Origin of the sequence: Stutzerimonas stutzeri (assembly GCF_002909485.1) — a bacterium.
GTDB classification, from domain to species: domain Bacteria; phylum Pseudomonadota; class Gammaproteobacteria; order Pseudomonadales; family Pseudomonadaceae; genus Stutzerimonas; species Stutzerimonas stutzeri_AH.
Genome location: NZ_PPXG01000004.1, coordinates 116,911 through 143,361 on the forward strand (window position 1 = coordinate 116,911; position 26,451 = coordinate 143,361).

25 protein-coding genes are annotated in these 26,451 nt (G+C 63.8%); 8 read left to right on the plus strand and 17 right to left on the minus strand.

Annotation, left to right across the window (positions count from 1 at the left end; genetic code table 11):
• From lnt to CXK91_RS10950, 10 genes are all read right to left on the minus strand, one after another.
• The gene (lnt, locus tag CXK91_RS10905) at positions 1–1,515 is read right to left on the minus strand and encodes an apolipoprotein N-acyltransferase (protein ID WP_103456155.1); all 1,515 of its coding nucleotides are present in this window, start codon (positions 1,513–1,515) and stop codon (positions 1–3) included.
• Positions 1,516–1,631: 116 nt separating this feature from the next.
• Positions 1,632–2,480, minus strand: coding sequence for an HlyC/CorC family transporter (locus tag CXK91_RS10910; RefSeq protein WP_103456156.1), 849 nt, complete (start codon positions 2,478–2,480; stop codon positions 1,632–1,634).
• A gap of 9 nt (positions 2,481–2,489) precedes the next feature.
• Complete coding sequence (gene ybeY / locus CXK91_RS10915) at positions 2,490–2,972, minus strand: rRNA maturation RNase YbeY (RefSeq protein WP_103456157.1); 483 nt, start codon at positions 2,970–2,972, stop codon at positions 2,490–2,492.
• A complete protein-coding gene (locus tag CXK91_RS10920; protein ID WP_103456158.1) occupies positions 2,965–3,972 on the minus strand; it encodes a PhoH family protein in 1,008 nt (335 codons plus the stop codon). Before CXK91_RS10920 ends, ybeY begins: the two co-directional genes overlap by 8 nt.
• 130 nt (positions 3,973–4,102) lie before the next feature.
• Positions 4,103–5,416 carry a tRNA (N6-isopentenyl adenosine(37)-C2)-methylthiotransferase MiaB gene (gene miaB, locus CXK91_RS10925; RefSeq protein ID WP_103456159.1) on the minus strand — a complete coding sequence of 438 codons (1,314 nt, stop codon included), beginning with the start codon at positions 5,414–5,416 and terminating at the stop codon, positions 4,103–4,105.
• A 103-nt stretch (positions 5,417–5,519) separates the two neighbouring features.
• Positions 5,520–6,056 carry a tetratricopeptide repeat protein gene (locus CXK91_RS10930; RefSeq protein WP_103456450.1) on the minus strand — a complete coding sequence of 179 codons (537 nt, stop codon included), beginning with the start codon at positions 6,054–6,056 and terminating at the stop codon, positions 5,520–5,522.
• A gap of 116 nt (positions 6,057–6,172) precedes the next feature.
• Complete coding sequence (locus CXK91_RS10935; RefSeq protein WP_103456160.1) at positions 6,173–6,796, minus strand: hypothetical protein; 624 nt, start codon at positions 6,794–6,796, stop codon at positions 6,173–6,175.
• 8 nt (positions 6,797–6,804) lie between these two features.
• Positions 6,805–8,088: a glutamate-1-semialdehyde 2,1-aminomutase gene (hemL, locus tag CXK91_RS10940; protein ID WP_103456161.1), complete on the minus strand. Its 1,284-nt coding sequence runs from the start codon at positions 8,086–8,088 to the stop codon at positions 6,805–6,807.
• Between the two features lie 54 nt (positions 8,089–8,142).
• Positions 8,143–8,784, minus strand: coding sequence for a thiamine phosphate synthase (gene thiE / locus CXK91_RS10945; RefSeq protein WP_103456162.1), 642 nt, complete (start codon positions 8,782–8,784; stop codon positions 8,143–8,145).
• A gap of 16 nt (positions 8,785–8,800) precedes the next feature.
• Entirely contained in the window at positions 8,801–9,595 is a 795-nt protein-coding gene (locus tag CXK91_RS10950; protein WP_103456454.1) for a bifunctional hydroxymethylpyrimidine kinase/phosphomethylpyrimidine kinase, read from the minus strand.
• A gap of 221 nt (positions 9,596–9,816) precedes the next feature.
• Here CXK91_RS10950 and CXK91_RS10955 point away from each other — a divergent pair, with 221 nt between their 5' ends.
• Positions 9,817–11,817: a sensor histidine kinase gene (locus CXK91_RS10955; RefSeq protein WP_103456163.1), complete on the plus strand. Its 2,001-nt coding sequence runs from the start codon at positions 9,817–9,819 to the stop codon at positions 11,815–11,817.
• Positions 11,818–11,960: 143 nt separating this feature from the next.
• Positions 11,961–13,607 carry an acyl-CoA dehydrogenase family protein gene (locus CXK91_RS10960; protein WP_103456164.1) on the plus strand — a complete coding sequence of 549 codons (1,647 nt, stop codon included), beginning with the start codon at positions 11,961–11,963 and terminating at the stop codon, positions 13,605–13,607.
• Between the two features lie 80 nt (positions 13,608–13,687).
• On the opposite strand, the gene CXK91_RS10965 is transcribed toward CXK91_RS10960, so the two are convergent.
• The gene (locus CXK91_RS10965; protein WP_103456165.1) at positions 13,688–14,530 is read right to left on the minus strand and encodes an ion transporter; all 843 of its coding nucleotides are present in this window, start codon (positions 14,528–14,530) and stop codon (positions 13,688–13,690) included.
• A gap of 321 nt (positions 14,531–14,851) precedes the next feature.
• On the opposite strand from CXK91_RS10965, the gene CXK91_RS10970 reads away from it, so the two are divergent.
• Positions 14,852–15,700 (plus strand): hypothetical protein, encoded by an 849-nt coding sequence (locus CXK91_RS10970; RefSeq protein WP_103456166.1) that lies wholly within the window; start codon positions 14,852–14,854, stop codon positions 15,698–15,700.
• 93 nt (positions 15,701–15,793) lie between these two features.
• Here CXK91_RS10970 and CXK91_RS10975 read toward each other — a convergent pair whose 3' ends face one another.
• Entirely contained in the window at positions 15,794–16,747 is a 954-nt protein-coding gene (locus CXK91_RS10975; protein WP_103456167.1) for a threonine dehydratase, read from the minus strand.
• Positions 16,748–16,825: 78 nt separating this feature from the next.
• Here CXK91_RS10975 and CXK91_RS10980 point away from each other — a divergent pair, with 78 nt between their 5' ends.
• From CXK91_RS10980 to CXK91_RS10990, 3 genes are all read left to right on the plus strand, one after another.
• Positions 16,826–18,235 carry a PLP-dependent aminotransferase family protein gene (locus CXK91_RS10980; protein ID WP_103456168.1) on the plus strand — a complete coding sequence of 470 codons (1,410 nt, stop codon included), beginning with the start codon at positions 16,826–16,828 and terminating at the stop codon, positions 18,233–18,235.
• A gap of 14 nt (positions 18,236–18,249) precedes the next feature.
• A complete protein-coding gene (amn, locus tag CXK91_RS10985) occupies positions 18,250–19,722 on the plus strand; it encodes an AMP nucleosidase (RefSeq protein ID WP_103456456.1) in 1,473 nt (490 codons plus the stop codon).
• Between the two features lie 80 nt (positions 19,723–19,802).
• Entirely contained in the window at positions 19,803–20,045 is a 243-nt protein-coding gene (locus tag CXK91_RS10990; RefSeq protein ID WP_103456169.1) for a DUF2789 domain-containing protein, read from the plus strand.
• A 19-nt stretch (positions 20,046–20,064) separates the two neighbouring features.
• Here the strand turns inward: CXK91_RS10990 and CXK91_RS10995 are convergent, their stop codons facing one another.
• The 5 genes from CXK91_RS10995 to CXK91_RS11020 all read right to left on the minus strand — a co-directional run bounded on the left by CXK91_RS10995 (position 20,065) and on the right by CXK91_RS11020 (position 24,228).
• On the minus strand, positions 20,065–20,637 hold the full coding sequence (locus CXK91_RS10995) for a HupE/UreJ family protein (protein ID WP_103456170.1): 573 nt from the start codon (positions 20,635–20,637) through the stop codon (positions 20,065–20,067).
• Between the two features lie 101 nt (positions 20,638–20,738).
• On the minus strand, positions 20,739–21,353 hold the full coding sequence (gene ureG / locus CXK91_RS11000; protein WP_103456171.1) for an urease accessory protein UreG: 615 nt from the start codon (positions 21,351–21,353) through the stop codon (positions 20,739–20,741).
• A 1,018-nt stretch (positions 21,354–22,371) separates the two neighbouring features.
• A complete protein-coding gene (locus tag CXK91_RS11010) occupies positions 22,372–23,046 on the minus strand; it encodes an urease accessory protein UreF (RefSeq protein ID WP_103456458.1) in 675 nt (224 codons plus the stop codon).
• A 32-nt stretch (positions 23,047–23,078) separates the two neighbouring features.
• Positions 23,079–23,579, minus strand: a complete 501-nt coding sequence (ureE, locus tag CXK91_RS11015) for an urease accessory protein UreE (RefSeq protein ID WP_103456173.1) — start codon at positions 23,577–23,579, stop codon at positions 23,079–23,081.
• 163 nt (positions 23,580–23,742) lie between these two features.
• Entirely contained in the window at positions 23,743–24,228 is a 486-nt protein-coding gene (locus CXK91_RS11020) for a GNAT family N-acetyltransferase (protein WP_103456460.1), read from the minus strand.
• Between the two features lie 266 nt (positions 24,229–24,494).
• On the opposite strand from CXK91_RS11020, the gene CXK91_RS11025 reads away from it, so the two are divergent.
• Together CXK91_RS11025 and CXK91_RS11030 are read left to right on the plus strand one after the other, a co-directional pair.
• Complete coding sequence (locus CXK91_RS11025) at positions 24,495–25,367, plus strand: DMT family transporter (protein WP_103456174.1); 873 nt, start codon at positions 24,495–24,497, stop codon at positions 25,365–25,367.
• Between the two features lie 109 nt (positions 25,368–25,476).
• Entirely contained in the window at positions 25,477–26,340 is an 864-nt protein-coding gene (locus tag CXK91_RS11030) for an isocitrate lyase/PEP mutase family protein (protein ID WP_003283022.1), read from the plus strand.
• Positions 26,341–26,451 lie beyond the last annotated feature (111 nt).

Sequence of the window (26,451 nt, forward strand, 5' to 3'; positions counted from 1 at the left end):
TCAGGTCTCGGCCTTGCGCCTGACCAATGCCCAGCCGAGCAGCAGCGCACACACGGCAATCAGTGGCCATGAGCGCCAACGCAGGTAAGGCGTCAGGCCTTGCATCGGGGTCACTTCGCCGTACAGCACCGCTTGTTCGAACTGAGGAATCTGCTCGGTGATGTGCCCAAAGGGGTCAATCAACACGGTGATGCCGTTGTTGGTCGCGCGAATCATCCAGCGACCGGCTTCCAGGGCACGCATCTGCGCCATCTGCAGGTGCTGCAGCGGTCCAATGGAGCGGCCGAACCATGCGTCATTGCTCACCGTGAGCAGCAGGTCGCTTTGTGCGGCGAGCCCTGCGGCGAATTCCGGATAGACCACTTCATAGCAGATGTAGGGCGCTATCTTCAGCCCCTTGGCCTGCAGCAGCGGCTGACCGGAGTCGCCGCGTGCGAAGTCGGACATCGGCAGGTCGAAGAAGGCGATCAGGCCCCGTAGCAGATCCTGTAGTGGTACGTACTCGCCAAAGGGCACCAGCTTCTGCTTGAGGTAGGTGCCGGAGCCGTCGCCTGCGGTGGTGAGGCCGTTGTAATAACGAAGCTCGCCATCGGCATTGGGCTGGCGTACCGGTACGCCAGTGATCAGCGCCGCATCGCGCTGCTCGGCGAAGCCAGCCATCATCTGCAGATAGCCTTCAGCGTGATCCTTGAGGATCGGGACCGCGGTTTCTGGCCAGACGATCAGATCCGCCGGACGGCTGCGGAACGTCATGTCGCGATACAACAGCAGCTGCATCTCGAGCTTCTTCGGGTCCCACTTCATGCTCTGCGCGACGTTGCCCTGGACCGCGACCACGCTCAGCGGCTCGCGCTTGGCAGTGGTCCAGGCATGCCCGTCGAGCAGTAGACCTGCAATCCAGGGGGATGCCATTAACACAACGCCAACGGCCAGGCGAGGCTTGTCGGTGCGCAGCCTTGGCAATGCCACCAGCAGCGTGGCGCTCAGTGCGATGGCAAAGCTCAGCAGCCATACGCCGCCGATTGGCGCCAGTCCAGCCAGGGGGCCGTCGAGTTGGCTGTAGCCGGTGTAGAGCCAGGGAAAGCCCGTGAGTATCCACCCGCGCAGTGCGTCGAGTGCCAGCCAGAGTGCGGTGAACGCCAGCGCATCACCTAAAGCGGAATGGCGATCACGCAGCAGGCGCGCCCAGAGCCAGCCTAGCAGTGCAAAGAACAGCGCCAGACCGGCAACGAAACCCAGCGTGAGCAGCCCCGCCAGCACCGGCGAAGCGGCTCCGAAGTCGTGAATGCTGACGTAGACCCAGCTAACCCCGGAGGCGAACAGGCCAAAGCCATAGCACCAGCCCCGCTGTGCCGCCTGCTTTGGCCCGACCTTGCACAGACCGAGGTACAGCAGGCCGACGGAAAGCAGCGCCAGCGGCCAGATGTTGAACGGGGCCAGTGACAGGGTGGTCAGGCTGCCGGCGACCACTGCCAGCAGGTTGCCAGGCCAGCCGGGGCGGGTGATCCAGTGCATTGGGGTTCCTTGCGCGACGGGTGCGGAGGGAGGCTACGGTCAAACGATGTGCTTGGGCAAGCCAACGCTGCGCTGGCAAAACGTGCCGCGCAGACTTGCTACGCGGCACGGCATGCTCAGCGGTTTGGATCGGCCAGACGGGTCAGGCGCAGCATGTGCACGCGACGACTGTCGGCGTTCAATACGCGGAACCGGAAGCCTTCGATTTCGGCAACTTCGTTGCGCTTGGGCAGATGACCGAAGGTGCTCATCACCAGGCCGGCTACGGTATCGAACTCATCATCCGGAAACGCGCTGTTGAAAAACTCGTTAAAGCTGTCGATCGGTGTCAGTGCCTTGACCAGAAAATCGCCGCTGGGCAACGGACGGATGTAGCTGTCTTCTTCGACGTCATGCTCATCCTCGATGTCGCCGACGATCTGCTCCAGCACGTCCTCGATGGTCACCAGCCCAGCCACGCCGCCATACTCGTCGATTACGATGGCCATGTGGTTGTGGTTGGCGCGGAACTCGCGCAGCAAAACGTTGAGGCGTTTGGACTCGGGGACGAAGGTCGCCGGGCGCAGCAGATCCTTGATGTCGTAGCCGTGGTGTTCGTCCTTGAGGATCAGCGGTAGCAGATCCTTGGCCAGCAGCACGCCGATCACCTCATCGAGGCTTTCGCCGACAACGGGATAGCGCGAGTGCGCCGCAGAGATGATCGCTGGCAGAAACTCGCGCGGCGACTGATCGGCCTTGATGCTGATCACCTGAGAGCGGGGCACCATGATGTCGCGGACCTGCAGGTCCGCGACCTGGATGGCGCCTTCGACGATGGCCAGCGCTTCGCTATCGAGCAACTTGTTCTGGTGGGCTTCGCGCAGGATTTCCAGCAGCTCCTGGCGATTCTTGGGTTCATGGGCAAAAGCCTGGGTGATTTTTTCCAGCCAGGTCTTATGCCCGCTGATCGATCGATCTTCGCTCATGTTTTTGACTCAAGAGTCCTTGCAAGTGCCCGTGATGGGCGATTCTTCGGCATAAGGGTCGGGATGACCCAATTCGGCCAGCAGTTGCCGCTCCAGTTCTTCCATTTCCTCGGCTTCGGCGTCGTCGATGTGATCGTAGCCGAGTAGGTGCAGGCAGCCATGGATGACCAGATGCGCCCAGTGCGCTGCCAGGGTTTTACCTTGCTCCCCGGCCTCGCGCTCGACCACTGGCACGCAGATGACCAGATCGCCGAGCAGCGGAATATCGAGCAATTCGTCTGGGACATCTGCCGGGAACGACAGCACATTGGTCGCGTAATCCTTGTGTCGCCAAGTACGGTTCAGCTCGCGACCCTCGGCCTCGTCAACCAGGCGGATGGTCAGCTCCGAGTCGCCACTGCGCTGCCGCAGTGCCAGTTCGCACCAGCGCTGCAGGTCGGCAAGCGCAGGTGCTGCACCGCTGCTGGCGCACTGTAGGTCGAGTTCAATCACCGGCGGTGTCCTGCGCCGCACGCTTGCCGGTCGGGAGCTGGCGATCTTCGAAGGACTCGTACGCCTCGACGATACGCTGCACCAACGGATGACGAACCACGTCCTTGGGCTTGAAATGGGTAAAGCTGATGCCGTTGACGTCCTTGAGCACCTCGATGACATGCGCCAGCCCGCTCTTGGTGCCGCGCGGCAGGTCTACCTGGGTGATGTCGCCGGTAATCACGGCGGTGGAGCCGAAACCGATCCGTGTCAGGAACATTTTCATCTGTTCCTGGGTGGTGTTCTGGCTCTCATCGAGAATGATGAAACTGTTGTTCAGCGTTCGGCCACGCATGTAGGCCAGCGGTGCGATCTCGATGACCTGCTTCTCGATCAGTCGGGCGACGTACTCGAAGCCGAGCATTTCATAAAGCGCGTCGTAGAGCGGGCGTAGATAAGGGTCGATTTTCTGGGCCAGGTCGCCGGGCAGGAAACCGAGCTTTTCACCGGCCTCGACCGCAGGGCGCACGAGCAGAATGCGGCGCACCTGCTCACGCTCCAGCGCATCAACGGCGCAGGCCACTGCCAGGTAAGTCTTGCCGGTACCGGCCGGGCCGACTCCGAAGTTGATGTCGTTGTCGAGAATGGCTTTGACGTAGCGCTGCTGATTTGCGCCGCGTGGGCGAATCATGCCTTTCTTCGTACGTAGGACAGCGCCCTGGTGGGCGTTCGGGTTGGCCAGTTCTTCCATCCCGGATTCCTGCAGGTACAGATGCACCATGTCCGGGGACAGCTCGGTGTTCTTGGTTTCCCGGTAAAGCCGGCGTAGCAGCTGTTCGGCGGACTTGGCCGCGTCGCTCGGGCCTATCAGCTCGAACTGGTTGCCGCGGTTGCGGATTTCCAGTTCCAGGCGCTGTTCGATCAGGCGCAGATGCTCATCGAATTGGCCGCAGAGGTTGGCGAAGCGATTGGCTTCAAAGGGTTCGAGGGTGAAGCGATGAGGTTCTATGGGTGCGTTCAAGGGCTTTTATATATGGCCGTGGTCGGCGAAGTGATGGGGGAAGAATAGCGCCGCGGGCGCAAAGCGGAAAGCGCAGTCGCGTAGCTGGTCGCGGCTCCAATGTAATCACATGGGGCCGCGATCGCGATTCTCAAGATAGCAGGGTGCCACGCAGCGAGTGCGGCAGGGCGTCGTCGATGTGCACGTCGACGAACTGGCCGATAAGCCGTGGGCTGTCACAGCGGAAATTGACTATGCGATTGTGCTCGGTGCGGCCCTGCAGCATGCCTGGGTCCTTCTTCGAGTAATCGGTCACAAGGATGCGCTGGGTGCTGCCTACCATCCGTCGGCTGTTTTCGAAACCCTGCTGATTGATGCGCTGTTGGAGGATGGCCAGACGCTGCTTCTTCACCTCGTCCGGGGTGTCGTCGACCAAGTCCGCCGCCGGTGTGCCAGGGCGCGCGCTATAGACGAACGAATAGGAGAAATCGAAGCCGACGTCCTCGATCAGTTTCATGGTCTGCTCGAAGTCCTTGTCGGTCTCGCCGGGAAATCCAACGATGAAGTCCGTACTGATCAAGATATCCGGCACCGCCGCTCGCAGACGGCGGATGCGCGACTTGTACTCCAGCGCGGTGTGGTTGCGCTTCATGGCCGCCAGTATCCGGTCGGAGCCGGCCTGTACCGGCAGGTGCAGGTATTTCACCAGCTGCGGAATGTCGGCATGGGCCTGGATGATGGCGTCGGAGAACTCCAGCGGATGGCTGGTGGTATAGCGAATGCGACCGATGCCGTCGATGGCCGAAACCGCGTGCAGCAGGTCGGCGAAGTCGCTGCCGTCGTGACGATAGCCGTTGACGTTCTGTCCCAGCAGGGTGATTTCCTTAACGCCGTTCTCGGCCAGATGGACGACTTCCGCCAGCACATCGGCCATCGGCCGGCTGACTTCCTCGCCGCGCGTGTAAGGCACCACGCAGAAGGTGCAGTACTTGCTGCAGCCTTCCATGACCGACACGAATGCGCTGGGGCCATCGACGCGCGGCTCGGGCAGCCGATCGAACTTCTCGATCTCGGGGAAGGAGATGTCCACCTGCGGTTTTTTGGTGGTGCGCGCGGCGTCGATCATCTCCGGCAGGCGATGTAGCGTCTGCGGACCGAAGACCACGTCGACATACGGTGCGCGGTCACGGATGGCAGCGCCTTCCTGACTGGCCACGCAGCCGCCGACCCCGATCACCAGTTGCGGGTTGTCCAGCTTCAGTTCACGCCAACGGCCCAGTTGCGAGAAGACCTTTTCCTGGGCCTTTTCGCGGATCGAGCAGGTGTTGAGCAGGATCACGTCGGCTTCTGCCGGGTTCTCGGTAATTTCCATGGCCTGGTGTTCGCCCAGTAGGTCCACCATGCGCGAGCTGTCGTACTCGTTCATCTGGCAGCCATGGGTTTCGATGAAAAGCTTGCGGGTCATGTTACGGGCCGGCGTTGTGCAAAAAATGACCGGCGATTATATGCCCAGGACCGGGCAGGGGAAAGCGCGGGTGGATGCCGCAGGCACGATCGGTGTTTCCTGCTCACGGAATAAGCGGTGCGTCGGCGGCCTGCAGCTGCATCAGGTAGTCGCGAAAGATCTGGCCAAGCACCTGAGTTGCAATTTCCAGCTCGTCGCGGCGCATCTGCCCCGAGACTCGATCGGCTGTGTCCAGTGCATTGTCTTCGCCATTTACAGCGGCCATCTTCAACACGATGTAGGCCTGCACGTTGTTGGCCTTGACGCCTTCGCCGCGGAAGAACATGACGCCAAGTCGATGTTGCGCCGCAGCGTGGCCACGCAGCGAGGCCTGCTCGAACCAGTACAGTGCTTTGGCCAGGTCGCGCGGGGCGCGCCGGCCGTCGTAATGGAATTCGCCCAGCTCATAGGCAGCTTGTACGTCGCCCTCGCTGGCAGACTGATGGCAGCTGCGCAGGGCTTCGGGCAGGTCTTCGGGGGGCGTGTCGAGCGCACAGCGGGCAGTCGCCGGGATCAGCAAAGTGTTCCCGCCGGCGATAGCCGTGAGAGGCGAGAGAAGCAGCAGACAGCCCAAAGACAGGATGCGGCCGGTGCGGATCATGAAATCTGGCGCCTCGAGGAGCAGGGCGGTAATGAAAGGCTGGAACGAGCCAGCCGTCACATTATGGATAAGCTGCAGTCTGCTTACAAAGCCTTTAACCGCCTGCTATCGGGTTTTTATGCGACAGCGGGGCGATCCTCTTTAGTGCTGCCCGGCAAACGCAGCAGCAGAATGGCCAGCAGCGGGCTGGCGATAGCCAATAGCAGCGGGCCTGCATTGGTGAGCGGATGGTCGATCAGCATGCTGTTCGGAAGCGGTGCGGTGCCCAGCAACAGGATGCCGGCCGCCAGTCCGGTGAACGTTGGCAGGCTCGCCGGCCACTGCAGGACGCCGGCATAGATCACCAACAGGCCACTGGCTAGCATCAGGCCGAAGGCGTAGGGCTCGCTCCATCCGAGTTGTCGCGCCAGTTCGAAGAACACGCACAGTCCCAATACCACGCGTCCCCAGTTCGGTCGGCTCCACACCCAGCCGCGTGCCAGGTTCAGCATTGCCACTGCAATCAGCGGTAGACCGAGCAGCAGACTGGCGCGCTCCAGCCACTGGTGTGCTTCCTCGAGATCCATCCCTATTAAGGTTGCGGCAGCACATGCGCCGCTGGCCGCCATTAGGATGAAGCCGAGCAGTGCACTGAACAGCGCGGGCTGGTCTGCTTCACCGTAGTGGCGCCGGGCGCGACCGACCAGCACCGCGCTGGCACCGGCACTCAGGGTAAGCAGGGCGGTCTGGAGCAGCTCCATCATCGAACTCACTTCAGCTTGGCGAAGGCGCGCTCGGCTGCGTCCAGGGTGATCGCAAGCTCGGTATCGCCATGGGCGATGGAGGTGAAGCCCGCCTCGAAGGCGCTTGGTGCCAGGTAGACGCCGCCTTCCAGCATCAGATGGAAAAAGCGCTTGAAGCGATCGGCGTCGCTGGCCATGACGTCGGCGAAGGTGACGATGTCATCGGCACCGCTGAAATACAGGCCGAACATGCCGCCCACCTGGGTAGTGACGAAGGGAATACCGGCGGCATCGGCGCGGTCTTGCAAACCCTGCAGCATGCGACTGGTGTATGCGCTGAGTTCGTCGTGGAAGCCTGGGCGACTGATCAGCTCCAGGGTGGTCAGGCCGGCGGCCATCGCCAGTGGATTGCCTGACAGGGTGCCCGCTTGGTACACCGGGCCAAGGGGGGCGATATGCTGCATGATCGCGCGCTTGCCGCCGAAGCAGCCAACCGGCATGCCACCACCGATGATTTTGCCGAAGGTCGACAGGTCCGGCGTCACACCGTAGTACGCCTGGGCGCCGCCGAGGGCGACGCGGAATCCGGTCATTACCTCGTCGAAAATCAGTACCACGCCGTGCGCATCACACAGGGTACGCAGGCCTTCGAGGAAGCCCGGCGCCGGCGGCACGCAGTTCATGTTGCCGGCTACCGGCTCAACGATGATGCAGGCGACCTGCTCGCCCTTTTCCTGCAGCGTGGCTTCGACTTCGGCCAGGTCGTTGTAGGCCAGGGTCAGCGTGTGCTTGGCGAAATCCGCCGGCACGCCGGCCGAGCTCGGCACGCCTTGGGTCAGTGCGCCGGAGCCGGCTTTCACCAGCAGGCTGTCTGAGTGACCGTGATAGCAGCCCTCGAACTTGATGATGTCGTCGCGGCCGGTATAACCACGGGCAAGGCGAATCGCGCTCATGGTCGCTTCGGTGCCGGAGCTGACCATGCGTACCATTTCCATGGACGGGACCAGGCGGCAGACCAGCTCTGCCATCTCGGTTTCCATGGCGGTCGGTGCACCGTAGGACAGGCCGTGTTCGAGCTGGCGACGCACGGCATCGAGCACCTGCGGATGGCTGTGGCCAAGAATCATCGGGCCCCAGGAGCCAACGTAGTCGACGTAGCGCTTGTCATCCTCATCGATCACGTAGGCGCCGGCGGCATGTTTGAGAAACAGTGGGGTGCCGCCGACGCTACGGAAGGCGCGAACGGGTGAATTAACGCCGCCTGGAATGTGGGTCTGGGCGCTGGCGAAAAGGGTTTCGGAACGGGACATGCGGGCCTCGCAAAACAAGGGCAGGCCGCCGTGGTGCGGCCCGCCGTGGCGGAATCAGGGGGTGATGAACAATTGGCTGAACGCTCGGGCGCGACGTTCGACCTCGGTGGCGGTGTCGGCGGCGAACAGCGCATGCACCACGGCGATCATCTGCACGCCGTCCGCAATCAGCGCCGGTGCGGTATCCAGCGTGATGCCGCCGATTGCGGCGACGGGCAGGCCGATACGTGCGCGGGCTTCGTGCAGCAGCTCGCGATCAGCTGAGGGTGCGCCGGGTTTGGTCTGCGATTGGAAGAAACGGCCAAAGGCGACGTAACTCGCACCCTCGCGGGCGGCCTGCTCAGCCAGCGCCAGCTGTGCGTGGCACGTGGCGCCTATGATTGCCTGGCGCCCGAGCAGGGCGCGCGCGGCGGACAGGGAGCCATCTTCCTGGCCGAGATGCAAGCCAACGCCAAGGCGGGCTGCCAGCTCGGCATCATCGTTAATGATCAGTTGCGCGCCATACCTCGCGCAGAGTTCTTGCAGCGCATCGGCCTCGCGTAGCCGTCGGGCCTCGTCGCTGGTTTTGTCGCGATACTGCAGCAAGCGTGCGCCACCTTTCAGCGCCGCTTCGACGTAAGGCAGCAGGCGACCTTCTGCTAGCAGCTTGCTGTCAGTGATGGCGTACAGGCCGCGCAGGCGGGTCGATTCCTTCATGCGCTGCTCTCTCCAGTCAGACCAGGTCCAGCGGCAGGCGCCGCGGGATGAATTGCCCGTGTCCGGGCGCCTCGGCGTCGCGCAACGTGCGCCAGGTGTAATCGAGTGCGGAGCGAACCGCGCTGGTCAGTTCCTCACCCAGCGCGAGGCGACCGGCAAGTGCACTGGCCAGGGTGCAGCCGGAGCCGTGATAGCTGCCTGGCAGGCGTGCACAGGTGAAATCGTGACGGCTGCCATCGCTGCAGTAAAGACGGTTGTGCACTTCGCTTTCATCGCCATGCCCGCCGGTGATCAGCAGGTGGCGGATATGCGGTAGCAATCGCTCGGCACACTCGTCGGCGCTGCCATCAGGCAGCTCGGCAAGAATGCGCGCTTCCGGCAGGTTGGGCGTGGCGATGGTGGACACCGAAAACAGCCGCTCACGCATGGCATAGCCGACGTCTTCCTTGCCCAGTGCACCGCCACCACCGGCGCGCAGAACCGGATCGCAGACCAGTGGCACGCCGGGTAGCTTGGCCATGATTTCGAGAACGGTCTCGACCATCTCCACCGAGCCGAGCATGCCCAGCTTGACGGCGGCAATTGGCATATCGGCGATCACTGCGTTGGCCTGGGCGAGCACCCATTCGCGGTCTAGAACGCGGAAGTCGGAAACGTCGACAGTGTCCTGCACGGTGAGTGCAGTGACGGTTGGTGCAGCGTGGCAGGCCTGCGCCAGCAGTGCTTCGATGTCCGCCTGCAGACCGGCCCCGCCACTGGGATCATGGCCGGACAGACAGAGGACGACGGGTCTTGAAGTAGGGTTTTTCATGGCGTGCGAGCTTATCATCAAACGCTGGCAGCGGGACGCGCCTGTTGTGCGTCCAAGCGCCACCATTGCTATCGCCGATCATCGGATTGATCGCCAGGGGCATTCGCTTTTTCCGGCTTGAACAGCCGTTATGGTAGATTGCTGGCACTTTGGTTTTCGGACCGGGCGGCGGGGCTCACGGGAGTGAGCTCGCATTCGTCATCTGGCCAGCACGAGGCACCATGCGGTACGTCTTCCTGTTCATCCTGGCCCTTTTGCCCGCGCTGGCTGCAGCCGTCGAGCTCGACGAAGAGACCCGCCACCTGCCGCTGGGGTCGCTTATGCAGGTGTTCGAAGATCCGCTCGGCGACGTGCAGATAGAAGACATCGCGTCGCCGGCATTCGAAAGCCGCTTCCAGCCCCATCAGAGCGCTGTGTTCAACGCTGGCTATTCCCGCTCTGCGCATTGGGTGCGGGTTGATCTGAACTATCGACCGCAGGCATCGCAAGAGGCGCGACGCTGGCTGCTGGAGGTGGCCTATCCTCCGCTGGACAGCCTGCAGCTGTACCTGGCAGATGGACAGGGCGGCTACCGTCTCGCCCGTGACACCGGCGACACCCGTCCATGGGCCAGTCGCGAGATACGTCAGGGCAACTACCTGTTCGAAATCGAACTGCCGGCCAACCAGCCACAGCGCGTGTATCTGCGCGTGCAGAGCGAAGGCTCGATCCAGGTGCCGCTGAGCCTCTGGTCACAGCATGCCTATCTGGAAGCGCAGCCAGGGCGAATCTACGTGCTGGGCATGATCTACGGCGTGCTGTTGGCGATGCTGGTCTACAACCTGTTCATCTATATCAGCATCCGTGATCCCAGCTACCTCTACTACATCCTCTACATTGCCGCGTTCGGCCTCTATCAGGTCTCGGTGAACGGCGCCGGCGTGCAGTTCCTCTGGCCTGATCGCCCCTGGTGGGCCAATGCTGCGACACCACTGTTGATCGGTGCCACCGGGCTGTTCGGTTGCCTGTTTACCCGCAGCTTTCTGCGCACTGCCGAGCACAGCCGCTGGATGGATCGGCTGCTACGGCTGATCATCGGCTTCTCCGTGGTGGTGATGGTGCTGGCGCTGACCACCGATTACGGCCTGTCGCTGCGCCTGGCCACAGGGCTGGCGTTGCTGTTCACCCTGGCGGTGTTTGCCGCCGGTATCCTCGCCTGGCTGCGCGGCATGCGGGTGGCGCGTTACTTCATCATCGCCTGGAGTGCGCTGCTGATCGGCGGGCAGATCAATACGCTGATGGTACTGGGCCACCTGCCGCACAACTTCCTGACGATGTACGCTAGCCAGCTGGGCGCGGCGCTGGAAGTGGTGCTGCTGTCGATGGCGCTTGCCGATCGCATCAACGCCCTCAAGGACGAGCGGGCCACGATACTCGAGGATGCCCGAGCCGAACTGGAGCAGCTCAACCGCGAGCTGGCCGAGAGCAACCGGCTCAAGGACGAATTCCTCTCCAACATCAGCCATGAGTTGCGTACGCCGATGATGGGCGTGATGGGCGCCTTGGAGTTGCTGCCAACGTCCGACACCCCGGAGGAGCTGCAGCAGTATCAGCACATCGCCACCGGATCGGCCCGCGATATGATGCGCCTGGTCAACAACATCCTGGTGCTCAGCGAGCTACGGGCTGGCAAGCTCCGCCCGGAGGACTACCGTTTCAGCCTGAGCGACACCGCGGCACGGCTGCAGCAGCAATTTTCCGCGCACGCAGATGGCAAGGGCCTTGCCTTCGAGCTGGAGTTCGACGACAGGCTCCCCGACCTTGTTTACGGCGACGGCGACAAACTCGAACAGAGTGTCCGTCACTTGCTGGATAACGCCATCAAGTTCACCTCACGCGGAGCGGTGACCCTGCGTTTCGCGGGCGCAGTGGAGCAGCGTGAGCTGCAGCTGAGCATTGAGGTGATCGACAGTGGCATTGGTTTCAGCGCCGCTGACCAGGCCTTTCTCTATCAGCAGTTCCGCCAGGTGGATGGCTCGATGACGCGCCGTTATGGCGGTCTGGGCATTGGTCTGGCGATCAGCCGGGGGCTGATCGAAGTGCTCGGCGGGCAGCTCGATCAGCAGTCGCGCCCTGGGCTGGGCAGCCGTTTTTGCATCCGCGTTATCCTCTCGCTGAGCCCGCCCGGCGTGCGGGAGACAGACTGGTCGAGCGCTACCCCGCCCTCCGATCCGATTGCCTGAGGCGCGGGTCTTTTGGCCGATACCTCGCTTCAACCCTCGAGCCGGTGCGTGTTTCACTGCTGAGACATCGTGTTCGGCGCGGCTACTTGCCGACTACGCTTGCTGACAGCCGTCGCGCAACGGAATCGAACGAGGACGCCCAGATGAATCCGCAGACATGCGCCGAGACCCATGAGGTGATCAATCAGGTGCCGTCGCTTGATGGTGCCAATCTCTATCGCATCGACTTGCCGTTGCAGCAGTGGGTACAGCGCTATCACGCTGGCTGGGCGCAAGGTCGCCTGGACACGTACGGGGCGCTCGCCGGTGGGCCGCTGATGCAGGCCGGCTTTCTCGCCAACGAGAACAAACCGCTGTTCAAGAGCCATGACCGCTACGGCCATCGCATTGATCTGGTCGAGTTTCACCCGGCCTATCACGAGCTGATGCGCGCCGCCGTCGAGCACGGCATTCCCTCCCTGCCCTGGAGCGATCCGCAGCCCGGCGCCCAGGTGGCGCGTGCGGCGCTGATGTACCTGCACAACCAGGCCGAAGCCGGTAGCAGCTGCCCGTTGACCATGACCTACGCCAGCGTGCCGGCGCTGCGCCTGCAGCCTGATCTAGCCGAACGCTGGCTGCCGAAGATCCTCGCCCGCGAATATGATCCGCGCAACCTGCCGATGGAGCAGAAGGCCGGCGTCACCATCGGTATGGCGATGACCGAGAAGCAGGGCGGCACCGACGTGCGCGCCAACAGCACTCGCGCCTATCCGGTTGGTGCCGGTGGCCCCGGGCAGGCCTACGAGCTGATCGGCCACAAGTGGTTCTGCTCGGCGCCGATGTGCGATGCCTTCCTCACCCTGGCGCAGACCGACAAGGGCCTGTCCTGCTTCCTGCTACCGCGCCATCGCCCAGACGGCACGCGCAACCAGTTCTATATCCAGCGCCTGAAGAACAAACTGGGCAATTGGGCCAACGCCTCCAGCGAAGTCGAGTACCGCGGCGCGCTGGCCTGGATGATCGGTGAAGAAGGGCGCGGCGTGCCGACCATCATCGAGATGGTCTCCTCGACCCGCTTCGACTGCATGATCGGCTCCAGCTCGCTGATGCGTCAGGCGCTGACCCAGGCCATGCATCACTGCGCGCACCGTCAGGTCGGCGGCCGGGTGCTGCTCGAGCAGCCGCTGATGCGCAACGTGCTGGCCGACCTTGCCCTGGAAAGCGAGGCAGCGCTGGCGCTGACCCTGCGCATGGGCCGCGCCCAAGACAATCGCCATGACGAGCACGAAGACAAGTTCGCCCGGCTGGTCACCGCCGTCGGCAAGTACTGGATCTGCAAACGCGCGCCGAACATGATTGCCGAGGCCAGCGAATGCCTTGGCGGCGCCGGCTACGTTGAGGAAACCATCCTGCCGCGGCTGTACCGCGAGGCGCCGGTGAATTCCATCTGGGAGGGCTCGGGCAACGTGCAGTGCCTGGACGTACTGCGTGCCCTGTCGAAAGAGCCTGGCGTGCTCGAAGCGTTGTTCACCGAACTCGGCGACGGCCACGGCGATGCACGTCTCAAGACGCATATCCAGCGGCTGCAGCGCGATTTCGGCGACACCGACGACATCCAGTATCGAGCCCGCCAGCTGACCGAAGACGTGGCCGTTGGTCTGCAGGCCAAGCTACTGCTTGAAGCGGGCAACTCGGCGGTGTCCGACGCCTTTATCTCCAGCCGCCTGGAGGGGCATGGACGGGTTTACGGCACGCTGCCGCGTGGGCTCGATATCGATGCGCTGCTGGCGCGTAGCGCGCCGCAGATGTGAGCAGTTACCTGCTTCCTTGCATCACTAGGGCAGGCAACTGGATGCCGCGATTACCCACCTCGACGCGCACCGGCCTTCGCCTAAGGACGAGCCTGCCCGCGTAGCAATTCCTTGAGTTCGGCAATTTCACCCCGCAACGCGCGGACTTCCTCATGCAGGTCGGCCTCGATGTGCTCGCGCGCCGCCTCGATGGTCGCCTGTGTCGCCTGGTGGTCGGCATCGGTAACCGTCTGCATGGCGTTGACGATGATGGCGATGAACAGGTTGAGCATGGTGAAAGTGGCGATCAGGATGAATGGGATGAAGAACAACCAGGCGTAAGGGAATACCTCCATCAATGGCCGTACGATGCCCATCGACCAGCTTTCCAGTGTCATGACCTGGAACAGCGTGTACACCGAACGACCCAGGCTGCCGAACCACTCGGGGAATTCGGCGGCAAACAGACCGGTGGCGATCACGGCGGAGACGTAGAAGACCAGCGCCAGCACCATTGCAATCGCACCCAGGCCGGGAATTGCCGACAACAGCGCGCCCACCACACGGCGCATCGACGGCACCATGGTCACCATGCGCATTACCCGCAGCACGCGTAGGGCGCGCAGGATGCTGAACTGACCGCTGGCCGGCACCAGCGCGATGGCCACTACGGTGAAGTCGAACAGGCTCCAGGGATCGCGGAAGAAGGCAAGGCGATGGACGTAGATGCGCGCAGCGATTTCCAACACGAACACGCTCAAAATCAGAGTGTCCAGCACCCTGAGCACCTCGCCCCAGCTAGCCACCAGTGACGCCGACGTCTGCATGCCGAGGATGACCGCGTTGATCACGATCAGCAGCAGAACGCTGCGCTGAACGGCCGGTCGCTCAATGAATTGTTCCAGACGACTACGGGTGTTCGTCTCTGGGCGTGTTGCCTGCATGGTGCCTACCTATCTGTATCCGTCATTGCCCTGCTCTAGGACCGCAGGGCTCTACTGCCTGGGCACTGACTGCCGGGCGGGCGCGAGTATGGCGGCGAAGGTCGGCGTGGGGAAGTGGCTTCCTCAGCCGGATCGTTTCCCGGTTTGACAGAGGTTCGAACGGCCGGCGTCGCTGGTGACGAGATGCCGGCCGGGCCGTTGCTCGGCGCAGCGCAGAAGTACCGATAACGGCTGTCGCGCTGTACGTGGCCTTCTAGGGGCGGCGCGGTTCAAGTTTGTCGTACCCCAGGCCGACAACCTGGCATTGCCCAGAGGTTTGCCATGACGCTGCCCATCTCCGCCTCCATCGCTGCTGCACGCCAGACCGTGCGTCCCGGGGTGCCAGCCCGATCGGCGGCCGAAGCGGAGCAGGCCTCTGAGTCGCCCAGCCGAACGTCGCTCAACGAGCGCTCGCGCGAACGATTGCTTTCGGCCTCCAAGGCCACCCGCTCGCTTTCGAACGCGTTGCGTGAGGCCGATAGCGCGAAGAAGGAAGCGGCACGTCGGCGCATCGAGGACATCAAAGAGCGCATCAAGATGCTGCGGATGCTGGTCAGCGGCGGGCTGGCATCGAAAGGGGTCCTGCGGGAAATTCGTGAGTTGGCGAAAGCGCTTGGCCAGGCAGCCAAGGTGCTCGGCGATTCAGGCGGTGATACCAAGCAAGCTGGCGGCGGGGAGGGCGCGGCGCCTGCCGCGGCGGCTTCCGCTGAGCAGTCCGGACTGCAGGGGGAGGCGGCATCGCTGCCGCAGGAGGCCACACAGGAAGACGACGCCGACCAGCAGCCCGAAGCGACAACGGAAGAAGTTGTCGACGAGGCGGTGTCCCGTACGGCAATGACCCTGAAGTTGTACCTGGAAAATCTACAGCAGGCTCGGCAGGACGAGCAGCCGAACGCGGCTGACACGCGCCAGCGCGGCGCCGATGCGGAGCTGATCGAAGATGCCGTACGTCGCCTCAAGGCTCTGCTGGCCCTCGTCAAAAGCGTTCGTGATACGAGCGATCCTGATTCTCGCGAGCGCATCTCGGAAATAAAAGAACAGCTCGACGACAGCGAGAAAATCGCACGGGGCCTCGGCAGCGGCCTCCCCGCGGCGTCCTTGCCAGGGGCTTCTGTCTCGATCAGCGTCTGAGGGCGTCGATAGGCGCAGAGGCGCTGATCCAGGGTGCTGAGGCGCGATGAAGCAGCCAAGGCGCCTATCTTGGTCAACTGATCGAATCGGTGTTTAGCCGGCCAGTATCCCCGCCAGTAGCTTGCGGTCGATGTTCGCGCCGCTGAGCACCACGGCGATGCGCTCCCCGCGGTTGCTTTCTCGCTCCTGCATCGCGGCGGCCAGTGCGGCGGCACCGGCACCTTCAGCGATGTTGTGGGTGTCTTCGTGCAACGCGACGATCGCCTGGCGAATCTCGCCGTCATCGACCCGCACGATGCGGGTTGCCCCTCGGTTGATGATCTCCAGCGCTTGCGTTGCCGGCATTCGGCAGGCCAGGCCATCGGCGAAGGTGTCGGCGGTTTCGGTGCAGATGATTCGGCGCTGTTCGAAGCTCTGCGCATAGGCGTCCGCCGCACGGGATACGACGCCGATGACCTCGGTATCCAGACCGAGTAGATCACGTACGCGAATCATGCCGCAGATACCGGAGCCCATGCCGATCGGTACGTAGACGCGGCGCAAGGGAGATGCCGCTTCCAGCAGTTCCAGCGCGTAGGTGGCGACGCCAAGGATCAGGTCGGGGTGCAGAGCGGGAACGAAATGCCAACCGCTCTGAGCTGCCAGCGTGGCTGCGTGTTGGCGCGCTGTGTCGAAGTCGCGGCCGTATTCGATGACTTCGGCCGCGCAGGCGCGCATTGCCGCGTTCTTTTCCGTCGAGTTGCCCTCTGGCACCAGTAGCTTCAGCGGCACACCGGCCCGTTGCGCAGCCATTGCCAGGCTGACGCCGTGGTTGCCGCGGGTGGCGCTGATCAGGCCGCGTAGCTGCGGCTCGCGCTTGAGCAGCTTGTCGACGTAGAGCAGGCCGCCGCGGACCTTGAAGGCGCCGGTGGGCGCGTGGTTTTCGTGTTTCACCCACGCCTCGCAACCGAGCCGCTGACTCAGCAGCGGCCAGTTGTACTGAGGAGTTGGCGGGATATGACGGCCGACTAGCTCGGCGGCCTGACGCAACGCGGTGAGTTCGAACATGGGCAGCTCCGGGGTGTTTGACGAACAGCCTAGAGCGCGATCATTGTGTGGGTAAATTCTTATATTGCATGGCAGACAATGTGGCTTCCTGAACTCATCGACAACGATCAGCCGAGCTATTTGGCATTGGTCGATGCCATTTCGAAGGCCATCGAGCAGGGCGCACTCAAGCCGGGTGATCGCCTGCCGCCACAGCGGCGACTCGCCTGGGCGCTCGGGCTCAACCCGAGTACCACCATGCAGGCGTATCGGGAGGCAGCGCGGCGCCATCTGGTGGGCGGCGAGGTCGGTCGTGGCACCTACGTGCTGGCTGGCAGCCGCGAGGCCAGCCTGTTTCTGCTCAAACAGCCGGATGCGCAGCCAGCGCTGCTCGATCTTTCGACCAACCTGCCGGTTATCGATGCCGAGGACCATGATCTGCAGCGCAGCCTGCTGGCGCTTGGTGTTTCGACTGATCTTGCCGATTTGCAGGGTTACGCGTCACCTGCGGCCATGCAGCGCGGGCGCCTGGCGGCCAGCCAATGGTTGCGTGGGCGCGGACTGGAGATGCCTCCGGGGCAGCTGCTGCTTTGTGCCGGTGCACAGCAGGGCGTATTCGCCGCGTTGCTGGGCTTGTGCGAGCCGGGTGAGCCGATCCTGGTGGAAGCGCTTACTTCCCCCGGGATCAAGGCCGCGGCGCGCCAGTTGCGCCTGCCGTTGCATGGTGTAGCGATGGATGGGCGCGGCATCTTGCCGGAGGACTTCGATCGCCTGGCCCGTGCCACCGGTGCGCGGGTTGCCGTTCTGACGCCATGCCTGCAGAACCCTACGAGCGTCAGTATGGACCGCGAGCGGCGCGAAGCGATCGCCACGCTGGCCCGGCGACACGACTTGCTGGTTATCGAGGATGACGTCTACGGTGCGCTCGGCGCCGAGCCGCCGCTCGCGTCGCTGCTGGTCGAGCGCAGCGTGCTGGTCGGCAGCTTGTCGAAAACCGTCGCGCCGGGTCTGCGCTTCGGCTTCATCGCGTCGGCCGAGCCATGGCTGGCGCGTATCGATCCGGAAGCACAGGCCACCGGCTGGGCGCTTTCGCCGCTGTGCCTGCGCCTGGCGAGCGAGTGGATCGAGGACGGCACGGCAGCCCGTCGGCTGGCCTGGCAACGCCAGCAGATCGAACGACGCTGGCGCATGGCGCGGAAGATGCTTGGGCCACGGGTGCCGGAAGATCCCTCGCCGCATCTGTGGTTACCCGCCCGTGGTCATGAGGTCGGCTTGCCGGGCCTTGCCCGCGCTGCGAGCATCGAGTGTGCGTCGGCGGACGTGTTTTCCGTCGGTCCCGGCGCGCCGGATGCGATACGCCTTAGCCTCAGTGCGGCACCCGGGTTGGTAGCGCTGCAGCGTGGGCTCAAGGCGCTTGCCAGCGAGCTTGGCACGATGCGGCAGGCTAATGACCCGACGGCTGCGCTATCGCTGTCATCGATGAGCAGGCAAGATGTTTCCAACGAATGAACAAGGAATTCAGCATGAATCCAGCCGGTGATACTTTCCGCATTGCCACCAGCGCCGAAGCTGCGGTGGACTACCTTGCCGAACTCCACGAGCGCGCCACGGGGGCGCTCAATCAGGCACTGAAACGCTACGTTACCAGCCGCACCGAGCCGAGCGCCCAGGAGCGAAACCTGTTCCGCTACCCGCAACTGCGGCTGATCTACGAGTGCCACGGCGAAGTGCCGGCCTCCACCCGTGCCTACGCCAAGGTGCAGGCGCCCGGTGTATACAGCGTTACCGTGACCCATCCGGCGGCCTTCCGCGCCTATCTGCTCGATCAGCTCAAACCGCTGATCCAGGACTTCAACGTCACCGTTGAGGTCGGCATGAGCGACCGCAATATTCCCTATCCCTATGTGATCGAGCAGGGCGATGAGCTGGCCGGCACGGGCGTGACCGCCGCGGAGCTGGCGCGGGTCTTCCCCAGTACTGACCTGTCGGCCGCCACCGATGACATCGCCGATGGGCTCTACGATTGGGAGCACGCCGACCCTTATCCGCTGGCGCTGTTCGATGGCGCGCGGGTGGACTTCTCGCTGCGCCGGCTGGTGCACTACACCGGCAGCGACTGGCGTCATGTACAGCCGTGGATTCTGCTGACCAACTACCACCGCTACGTCGACCAGTTCATCCGCCACGGCCTGGACATGCTTCGCGACGACACGCGCTTCGTGCGTATGGTGCTGCCGGGCAATGTGGTCATCGATCGCAGCATGGAGGAGGGTGAGGCGCAGGCGATCATCGGCGGCGTGATGTGGCACCGCTACCAGATGCCGGCCTATCACCTGATGGCCGAGGATGGCCATGGCGTCACGCTGGTCAACATCGGCGTCGGCCCTTCGAACGCGAAGAACATCACCGATCACCTAGCCGTTCTGCGCCCGCACTGCTGGCTGATGATCGGCCACTGCGGCGGGCTGCGGCAGTCGCAGTCCATCGGCGACTACGTGCTGGCGCACGCCTACATGCGCCGCGACGGCATTCTCGACCGCGTACTGCCGCCGCACATTCCGCTGCCAGCACTGGCCGAAGTACAGCAGGCGCTGCAGGATGCCGCCGCGACGGTAACTGGCGAGCAGGGCGAAGCGCTGAAAAAGCGCCTGCGTACCGGCACCGTGCTGACCTACGATGACCGCAACTGGGAGCTGCGCTGGGCGCAGGAACGACCGTTGATCAACCTGTCGCGCGCCGTAGCCGTGGACATGGAAAGCGGCACCATCGCGGCGCAAGGCTATCGTCTGCGAGTACCTTACGGCACGTTGTTGTGCGTTTCGGACAAGCCGCTGCACAGCGAGATCAAGCTGCCTGGCTCGGCCAATGCGTTCTACGAGCGGGCCGTGACCCAGCATCTGAAGATCGGCATCACCGCACTGGATCTGCTGCGCAGCCAGCTCAACTCGCTGCACTCGCGTAAGTTGCGCAGCTTCGACGAGCCACCGTTCCGCTGATCCAGGATTCGCCACCGACGCTTTCGCGGGAATGGACGATACTCATAGCCTCATTCCCGCGTCAGCACCGGAGGTTCAGCATGGAACAGTCGATCCACGCCTTCCATAACCTGTTCGAGCAGTTGGGCCTGCCCAACGATGATGTCTCGATCAGGCGCTTTATCGAAACCCACTCGCCGTTGGCGGAAGACGTCTACCTGGCCGATGCGTCGTTCTGGACGTCGGCCCAGGCGGCTTTCCTGCGCGAGGAAATCCTCGAGGATGCCGACTGGGCCGAAGTGGTCGATCGCCTCAATGTCGCGCTGCGTCGGCGCTATCACTGAGGCGCTGCGGTGGGCTCACTCAGCTGGCTAGCAACCAGGCGCCCGTGACTGCCGAGGCAGCACCGGCGATGCGCACCAGTGGCGCGGCGGCCTGCGGCAGGTAACGCACCAACGCGTAACCGGCGGCATGCAGAGCGGCAGTGGCAACAACGAAGCCGGCCGCATACCCCCACGGGCTGGACAGTTCCGGCAGTTCCAGGCCGTGGGCGACGCCATGGCTGGCGGCGAACAGGGCGGTCAGTGCGGCGGCGACAACCAGCGGCGGGCGTACCGCCAGTGCCACCAGCAGGCCGAGGGCCAGCACAGATCCGGCAATACCGGTTTCCATCAGCGGCATTTCGATTCCGGCGAAACCGGCCAGCCCGCCGAGCAGCATGGTGGCGACGAAGGTCAGCGGTAGCGCCCAGCGCGCCTTGCCAGTCTGCTGAGCCGCCCATAGACCCACCGCGAGCATGGCCAGCAGATGGTCCAGGCCGAAGATCGGGTGGGCAATGCCGGACATCACACCGGCATGGTCATGCCCGGGGTGCGCCATTGCCAGCGCCGGGCTGAGTAGCAGGGTGGAGGTGACAAGGATTTTCTGAATGTTCATGCGATTTCCTCTGGTTGCATGGCTAAAAGCTGAACCGAGCCGTCGTCGCTCGGTCGGTTTCCGTTGGTGGGCGAAGCCACGCGTCATAACTCTTGGGTAGATCAGGCTGCGCCGAGCATTCCCTGTTTTTCGATAAAAGCGATGATCTCGTCGAGCCCTTGGCCGACCTTCTGATTGCTGAAAACGAACGGCTTGTCGCCACGCATCTTGCGGGTGTCGCGATCCATCACTTCCAGCGAGGCGCCGACCATCGGTGCCAGGTCGATCTTGTTGATCACCAGCAAGTCGGACTTGCAGATGCCCGGCCCGCCCTTACGCGGCAGCTTGTCGCCGGCGGACACGTCGATCACGTAAATGGTCAGGTCCGACAGCTCGGGGCTGAAGGTTGCCGAGAGGTTATCGCCGCCGGACTCGACGATGATCAGGTCCAGGCCGGGAAAGCGCCTGTTCAGCTGCTCGACGGCTTCGAGGTTGATCGAGGCGTCTTCACGAATGGCGGTGTGCGGGCAGCCCCCGGTTTCCACACCGATGATGCGCTCGGGCGCCAGGGCCTCGTTGCGCACGAGGAACTGGGCGTCTTCCTGGGTGTAGATGTCGTTGGTGACGACGGCGAGGTTGTAGCGGTTGCGCAAGGCCTGGCACAGGGCGAGGGTCAGGGCGGTCTTGCCGGAACCGACCGGCCCGCCGATGCCGACGCGCAGGGGTTGGGTGTTCATGGGTGTTCTCCTCTGGGAGGCGGTGTGGCTGCCTTGGGGTTGATGCGAAGGGCGTGCCGCTGCCGATTGGGGCAAGGGGGAGTAGAAATCGTTGGGTGATCGATGGTGGCGTACGCAGCGTTGTCAGGCGCCGCGCTTTCCTCGGCTGGGACTACAGGTTGCGCCTTGCACGGCGCGTCACTTTCTCTTGTCTCGCCAAGAGAAAGTAACCAAAGAGAAGGCGACCCCTGCATCCGGCCCTTCGCTACGCGAAGGGTCCCCTCGCTCCGTCGCCGTTCCAGGGGCACGCTGCGAAGGGCCATCCCTACCGACGGCGGCCCCGACCCATCGCAGCTCTCGCGGCATTCATGCCGCTCAACCCCCTCCACGGCGACTGCGCTCGGCCTCCTGACGGGGACTCGCGTCCGAGTTGTCCGTAGGGCCGTAGGGTGGGTAACGCGAAGCTTACCCACCGTTTTGCAAAGTAATCGGCCATGGCGCGGCAAGAACTTGCTTGTAGCTTGCGGTGGAAAATGCTGCGCAGTTTTCCACCCTACGTCGCTACGCTCGGCCTCCTGACGGGGAGCTGAGTCCGAGGTACCCGGAAGTGGTTGGTTTTGCGCTGCTGCTTTTTTGCTGATCGCACACACGCTTCGCAAGCTGCTGAGCGTCGGCAGGTTGTCAAATGATGAGAGCAAAGCGCTCTGCGTGCTCTTACTGGCACGGCCTATCAGGCACCTCCAATCGTCCCTTTCAGAAGGCCGAATGGAATCGCTGCGCAGAGGGGCGAGCGGCATGGATGCCGCGAGAGCCGTGAAGGGCCATGGATGGCCCTTGCGCGGCGACCCTCGGAGCAGCGATGGAACGAGGGCAGTCGAGCGAAGCGAGACCCGGATGCAGGGGCAAGCGTTTTTGCTTACTTTTTTCGCGTCTGAAAAAAGTGAGTCGCCCAGCAGGGCGAAACCTAAGGTCAGTGCCGATAACGGCGCCGCGCCGTCTTTGGCAACAGCTGCTGCCAGCATCCAGGGACCAACTCCCCTCATGACCTAAACAACCGACTGTACTGCCGCTCATGCGCCATGCTGGTCAGCACCAGCCCAAACGGCGCACTACCCCATTCCCGCTCCGGCAGTTCGCTGGCCTCCCGCTGCGCCTGGCTCAGGACCGGCAACAACTGCGAGGTCAATCGCTGCGCCGCCTGCTGCCCCAGCGGCAGGGTCTTCATCAGCACCGCCAGCTGGTTTTCCAGCCAGCCCCAGAGCCAGGCGGCAAGGGCATCGGCGGGCGTGATCTGCCAGGCGCGGGCCGCGAGCGCCCAAGCCATGGCCAGGCCCGGTTCTCCGGCAGAGGCAAAGCAGTCGCGTGCCTGTTGATCGAGTTCCGGCAGACCGTCGAGCAGCTGCGTCAGGGAATAGCCCATCTGCCGGCTTTCAATCTGCAGCTCGCGGGTTTCGCGGCTGGCGCGGTGCTCGGCGGCGAGCTGTAACAGGCGTGGCCAGTCGTCCTGGGCCGCCGCTTGGCAGTGTGCGAGCAGCAGCGGTGCTTCGAAGCGCGCCAGGTTGAGCAGCAGCTGATCCTCCAGCCAGCAGCGGGCGCTGGCCGGGTCTGCTACCCGACCGTTCTCCACCGCCATTTCCAGCCCCTGGGAGTAGCTGTAGCCGCCGATGGGCAACTGCGGGCTGGCGAGCCGTAGCAGCGCCCAGGCGGGATGCAAAAGGCTGCTGGCGGTTGAGGTGGGGTCTGCGTTCACGTACGCACGCCGAACTGATGCATACGCGGCGCGTAACTGAACTCTGCCTCACCCGCGTGGGAATGGTGATGACCTCCGCCGTAGGCGCCATGCTCCGGCTGGAACGGCGCTTCGACAGCCTGCACCGTGGCACCTAGCTGCAGCAGCATGTCCTTGAGCACGTAATCGTCGAGCAGGCGCAGCCAGCCGTCGCCGACCTGCAAGGCGACATGGCGGTTGCCCAGGTGATAGGCCGCACGGGTCAGCTCGAAGGCGCTGGCGCAGGTGACGTGCAGCAGCTGCTCGGGGCGTGCGCGTACGCGCACTACACGGCCATCACCGGCGAGCAGGCATTCGCCATCGTGCAGCGGCGGCTGGCCGCGCTCTAGAAATAGACCGACTTCTTCGCCGCTGGTACTGAAGCAGCGCAGGCGGCTTTTGCTGCGCGCGTCGTAGGTCAGTTCGAGTTCGGCCTGCCACTCGGGGCGGGCTTCGATACGTTGGCGAATTACCAGCATGTGCAGAGTTCCGGTCGGATCGTTTCCAGAACAAGAGCAAGTGGCTTGCCAACCGGCCCCATTTATAGCGATCGCGGCGGCTATCGGGCCTGCGTGCCTGATAATGGGGCTTTGAATGCACCGTTACGGTGCGCATGCGGGTGGCGGGTAAGGTGCGTGCGCCTTACTGGTGCAGGTCGCGCACCATATACACCGCAGGGATCTGGTAGCTGGCCAGGTTGCCGGCCTGGGGTGGGTCGAGTTCGTCGTGGGCTTCGTAGCCCAGGCGCGACCAGAAGCCGGTGGAATCCTGCACGGACACCAGCGCCGAATAGCGCAGCTGCGCGGTACCTGCCTGCTGCAGGTTGTGCCGCACCAGTGCCGGGCCGATGCCCCGCCCGGCGGCTCGCCCGGCCACGGCCAAGTCATGCAGATAGAGGCAATCTGCTTCGCCGTCGCTGCAGAACTCGCCGTCCAGCGGGGTGACCTTGCCCAGACGTGAATGGTAGGCGAACAGGTAACCGCAGACGCCCAACGCGTCCTCGGCGACCCAGGCCAGCTGCGGAAACGCCGCCAGGCGCGAGCGGATCACCGTCTCGTCTTCCAGTATCTCGGCGGCATAGGACTCTTCCTGGATCGCCAGGACGGCAGGGATATCGCGTTCCTGCATCGCTCTCAACTGGTACATCACGACTTCACTCGAACGCCGCGAAACGCCGCGCGGCTCGGCAAAAAGCCGGCGATCATACGCCAAATGCCGGTGTTCCGCTTGGCGCAGGGCGGCGTTTCCGCGCTCAGTCAGCTCACGCAGTGGGGCGGACATGGCCGTGGCGACCCCGTGCGAGCTCGGGTGAATGGTTTCAGCTGATTGGTACAGCGGTGCGACAAGATGACAGGCATAATGGTTAGCCTGCTAACAAGTGGTTGAGGCCTGCGTTGAACGATCACCATCACCCGCTCTACGGCGTTCTGCTGATATTGCTGTCGGGTCTGCTGCTGGCCAGCCATGACGGGCTGGCCAAACACCTCTCGGAAATCTACCCGGTGTTTCTGGTCATCTGGGCCCGCTACGTCGCGCAGACGGTGCTGATGACGGCGCTGTTCGTGCCGCGCATGGGCCAGCGCGTGTTTCGCACCCTGCGCCCGTGGCCACAGCTGCTGCGTGGGCTGAGCCTGGTCAGCGTAAGTCTGCTGTTTATCAATGGCCTGCATTTCATCCCGCTGGCCGAAGCCACCGCGGTGATCTTTCTGACACCGGTGCTGGTGACCATCGCCTCGGCGCTGCTGGGCGAGCGGGTCAGCCGCAGCCAGTGGCTGGCGGTGGGCTTCGGACTGCTCGGGGTGGTGATCATCGTGCGCCCCGGTTCGGCGCTGTTTACTCCGGCGGTGCTGCTACCCTTTGGCGCGGCACTGTCGTTCACCGTGTATCAGCTGGTGACACGGCGTCTGGCCGGTACCGACCACCCGGTGACCAGCAACTACCTGACCAGCCTGGTCGGTTGCGCGACCCTGAGCGTGCTGGTGGTCTTCAACTGGCGAACGCCGACGCTGCACGACGCGCTGCTGATGGGCGCGCTCGGCGGCATGGCAATGCTCGGCCACCTCCTGCTGACCAATGCCTTCCGCTTCGCCAGCGCGGCGACGCTGGCGCCGTTCACCTACGGCCAGATCGTATTCGCCGGAGTAGTCGGCTATGTCGCCTTCGATCACGCGCCGGATACCGGGGCGCTGATTGGCATGGCGGTGATCATCGCCAGCGGCCTGTGCATGGCTTATGTGCAGCGCCGCCAGGGGCCGGTCGAAGGATAAACGGCGAAAATGTGCCATTCGGCCGACCAGGCAGCTTCTCAACAACACTGAAATGAAAAGACAGGGCGAATCGACCCTTGCGTGCCCGCATACAACAAACGGAGCCTATATGCCGCGACTCTCTCACAACGACCTGCGCCGCAACTTTCGCGAGCTGCTGAACGCCGACCGCTGCTTCCACACCGCCTCGGTGTTCGACCCGATGTCCGCGCGCATCGCCGCCGACCTTGGTTTCGAAGTGGGCATCCTCGGCGGCTCGGTGGCCTCGCTGCAGGTCCTCGCCGCGCCGGACTTCAACCTCATTACTCTGAGCGAGTTCGTCGAGCAGGCCACGCGTATCTGCCGCGTCGCTCAGCTGCCGGTGCTGGCCGATGCCGACCATGGCTACGGCAATGCGCTGAACGTAATGCGCACCGTTTCCGAACTGGAACGCGCCGGGATTTCCGCGCTGACCATCGAGGACACTCTGCTGCCGCCGAAATTTGGCCGTCGCTCCACCGACCTCATCGGCATGTTCGAGGCGGTCGGCAAGATCCGCGCGGCGCTGGAGGCGCGGGTCGATCCGGAAATGGCCATCATCGGCCGTACCAATGCCGGGGTGATCGGCTTCGAGGAGGTGATCGCCCGCGCCCAGGCTTACGAGAAGGCCGGTGCCGATGCGATCTGCTTGGTCGGCATCGAGGACTTCGATCATCTTGAGAGCATCGCCAGCCAGCTCAGCAAACCGCTGATGCTGGTCACCTACGGTAACCCCAACCTGCGCGACAACGCGCGATTGGCGGCCCTCGGCGTACGCATCGTGGTCAACGGCCACGCCGCCTACTTCGCGGCGATCAAGGCGACCTACGACTGCCTGCGCGAGCAGCGCCAGGTCGACGCGCTGGACCTGAATGCCTCGCAGCTGTCGGTCAAATACTCCACCGCCGATGAGTACGTCGTCTGGGCTGAGGAGTATATGCAGGTCAAGGAGTAAGCCCTTGGGCGCTGGTATGCGCCCGACAGGTTGTTGCGCAGCGGGTCAGCAATCGCCGCGCGGGCTTCAGCACCAGCGCGCCGCCGCCTCTGCGTCGCTGGACCGGCGACT

What these genes read in the sequence shown, in the direction of transcription:
- lnt (WP_103456155.1), bottom strand. Translation starts at nt 1,515, where the DNA reads ATGCACTGGATCACCCGCCCCGGCTGGCCTGGCAACCTGCTGGCAGTG.
- CXK91_RS10910 (WP_103456156.1), bottom strand. Translation starts at nt 2,480, where the DNA reads ATGAGCGAAGATCGATCGATCAGCGGGCATAAGACCTGGCTGGAAAAA.
- miaB (WP_103456159.1), bottom strand. Translation starts at nt 5,416, where the DNA reads ATGACCCGCAAGCTTTTCATCGAAACCCATGGCTGCCAGATGAACGAG.
- CXK91_RS10930 (WP_103456450.1), bottom strand. Translation starts at nt 6,056, where the DNA reads ATGATCCGCACCGGCCGCATCCTGTCTTTGGGCTGTCTGCTGCTTCTC.
- CXK91_RS10935 (WP_103456160.1), bottom strand. Translation starts at nt 6,796, where the DNA reads ATGGAGCTGCTCCAGACCGCCCTGCTTACCCTGAGTGCCGGTGCCAGC.
- hemL (WP_103456161.1), bottom strand. Translation starts at nt 8,088, where the DNA reads ATGTCCCGTTCCGAAACCCTTTTCGCCAGCGCCCAGACCCACATTCCA.
- thiE (WP_103456162.1), bottom strand. Translation starts at nt 8,784, where the DNA reads ATGAAGGAATCGACCCGCCTGCGCGGCCTGTACGCCATCACTGACAGC.
- CXK91_RS10950 (WP_103456454.1), bottom strand. Translation starts at nt 9,595, where the DNA reads ATGAAAAACCCTACTTCAAGACCCGTCGTCCTCTGTCTGTCCGGCCAT.
- CXK91_RS10955 (WP_103456163.1), top strand. Translation starts at nt 9,817, where the DNA reads ATGCGGTACGTCTTCCTGTTCATCCTGGCCCTTTTGCCCGCGCTGGCT.
- CXK91_RS10960 (WP_103456164.1), top strand. Translation starts at nt 11,961, where the DNA reads ATGAATCCGCAGACATGCGCCGAGACCCATGAGGTGATCAATCAGGTG.
- CXK91_RS10965 (WP_103456165.1), bottom strand. Translation starts at nt 14,530, where the DNA reads ATGCAGGCAACACGCCCAGAGACGAACACCCGTAGTCGTCTGGAACAA.
- CXK91_RS10970 (WP_103456166.1), top strand. Translation starts at nt 14,852, where the DNA reads ATGACGCTGCCCATCTCCGCCTCCATCGCTGCTGCACGCCAGACCGTG.
- CXK91_RS10975 (WP_103456167.1), bottom strand. Translation starts at nt 16,747, where the DNA reads ATGTTCGAACTCACCGCGTTGCGTCAGGCCGCCGAGCTAGTCGGCCGT.
- CXK91_RS10980 (WP_103456168.1), top strand. Translation starts at nt 16,826, where the DNA reads ATGTGGCTTCCTGAACTCATCGACAACGATCAGCCGAGCTATTTGGCA.
- amn (WP_103456456.1), top strand. Translation starts at nt 18,250, where the DNA reads ATGAATCCAGCCGGTGATACTTTCCGCATTGCCACCAGCGCCGAAGCT.
- CXK91_RS10990 (WP_103456169.1), top strand. Translation starts at nt 19,803, where the DNA reads ATGGAACAGTCGATCCACGCCTTCCATAACCTGTTCGAGCAGTTGGGC.
- CXK91_RS10995 (WP_103456170.1), bottom strand. Translation starts at nt 20,637, where the DNA reads ATGAACATTCAGAAAATCCTTGTCACCTCCACCCTGCTACTCAGCCCG.
- ureG (WP_103456171.1), bottom strand. Translation starts at nt 21,353, where the DNA reads ATGAACACCCAACCCCTGCGCGTCGGCATCGGCGGGCCGGTCGGTTCC.
- ureE (WP_103456173.1), bottom strand. Translation starts at nt 23,579, where the DNA reads ATGCTGGTAATTCGCCAACGTATCGAAGCCCGCCCCGAGTGGCAGGCC.
- CXK91_RS11020 (WP_103456460.1), bottom strand. Translation starts at nt 24,228, where the DNA reads ATGCAGGAACGCGATATCCCTGCCGTCCTGGCGATCCAGGAAGAGTCC.
- CXK91_RS11030 (WP_003283022.1), top strand. Translation starts at nt 25,477, where the DNA reads ATGCCGCGACTCTCTCACAACGACCTGCGCCGCAACTTTCGCGAGCTG.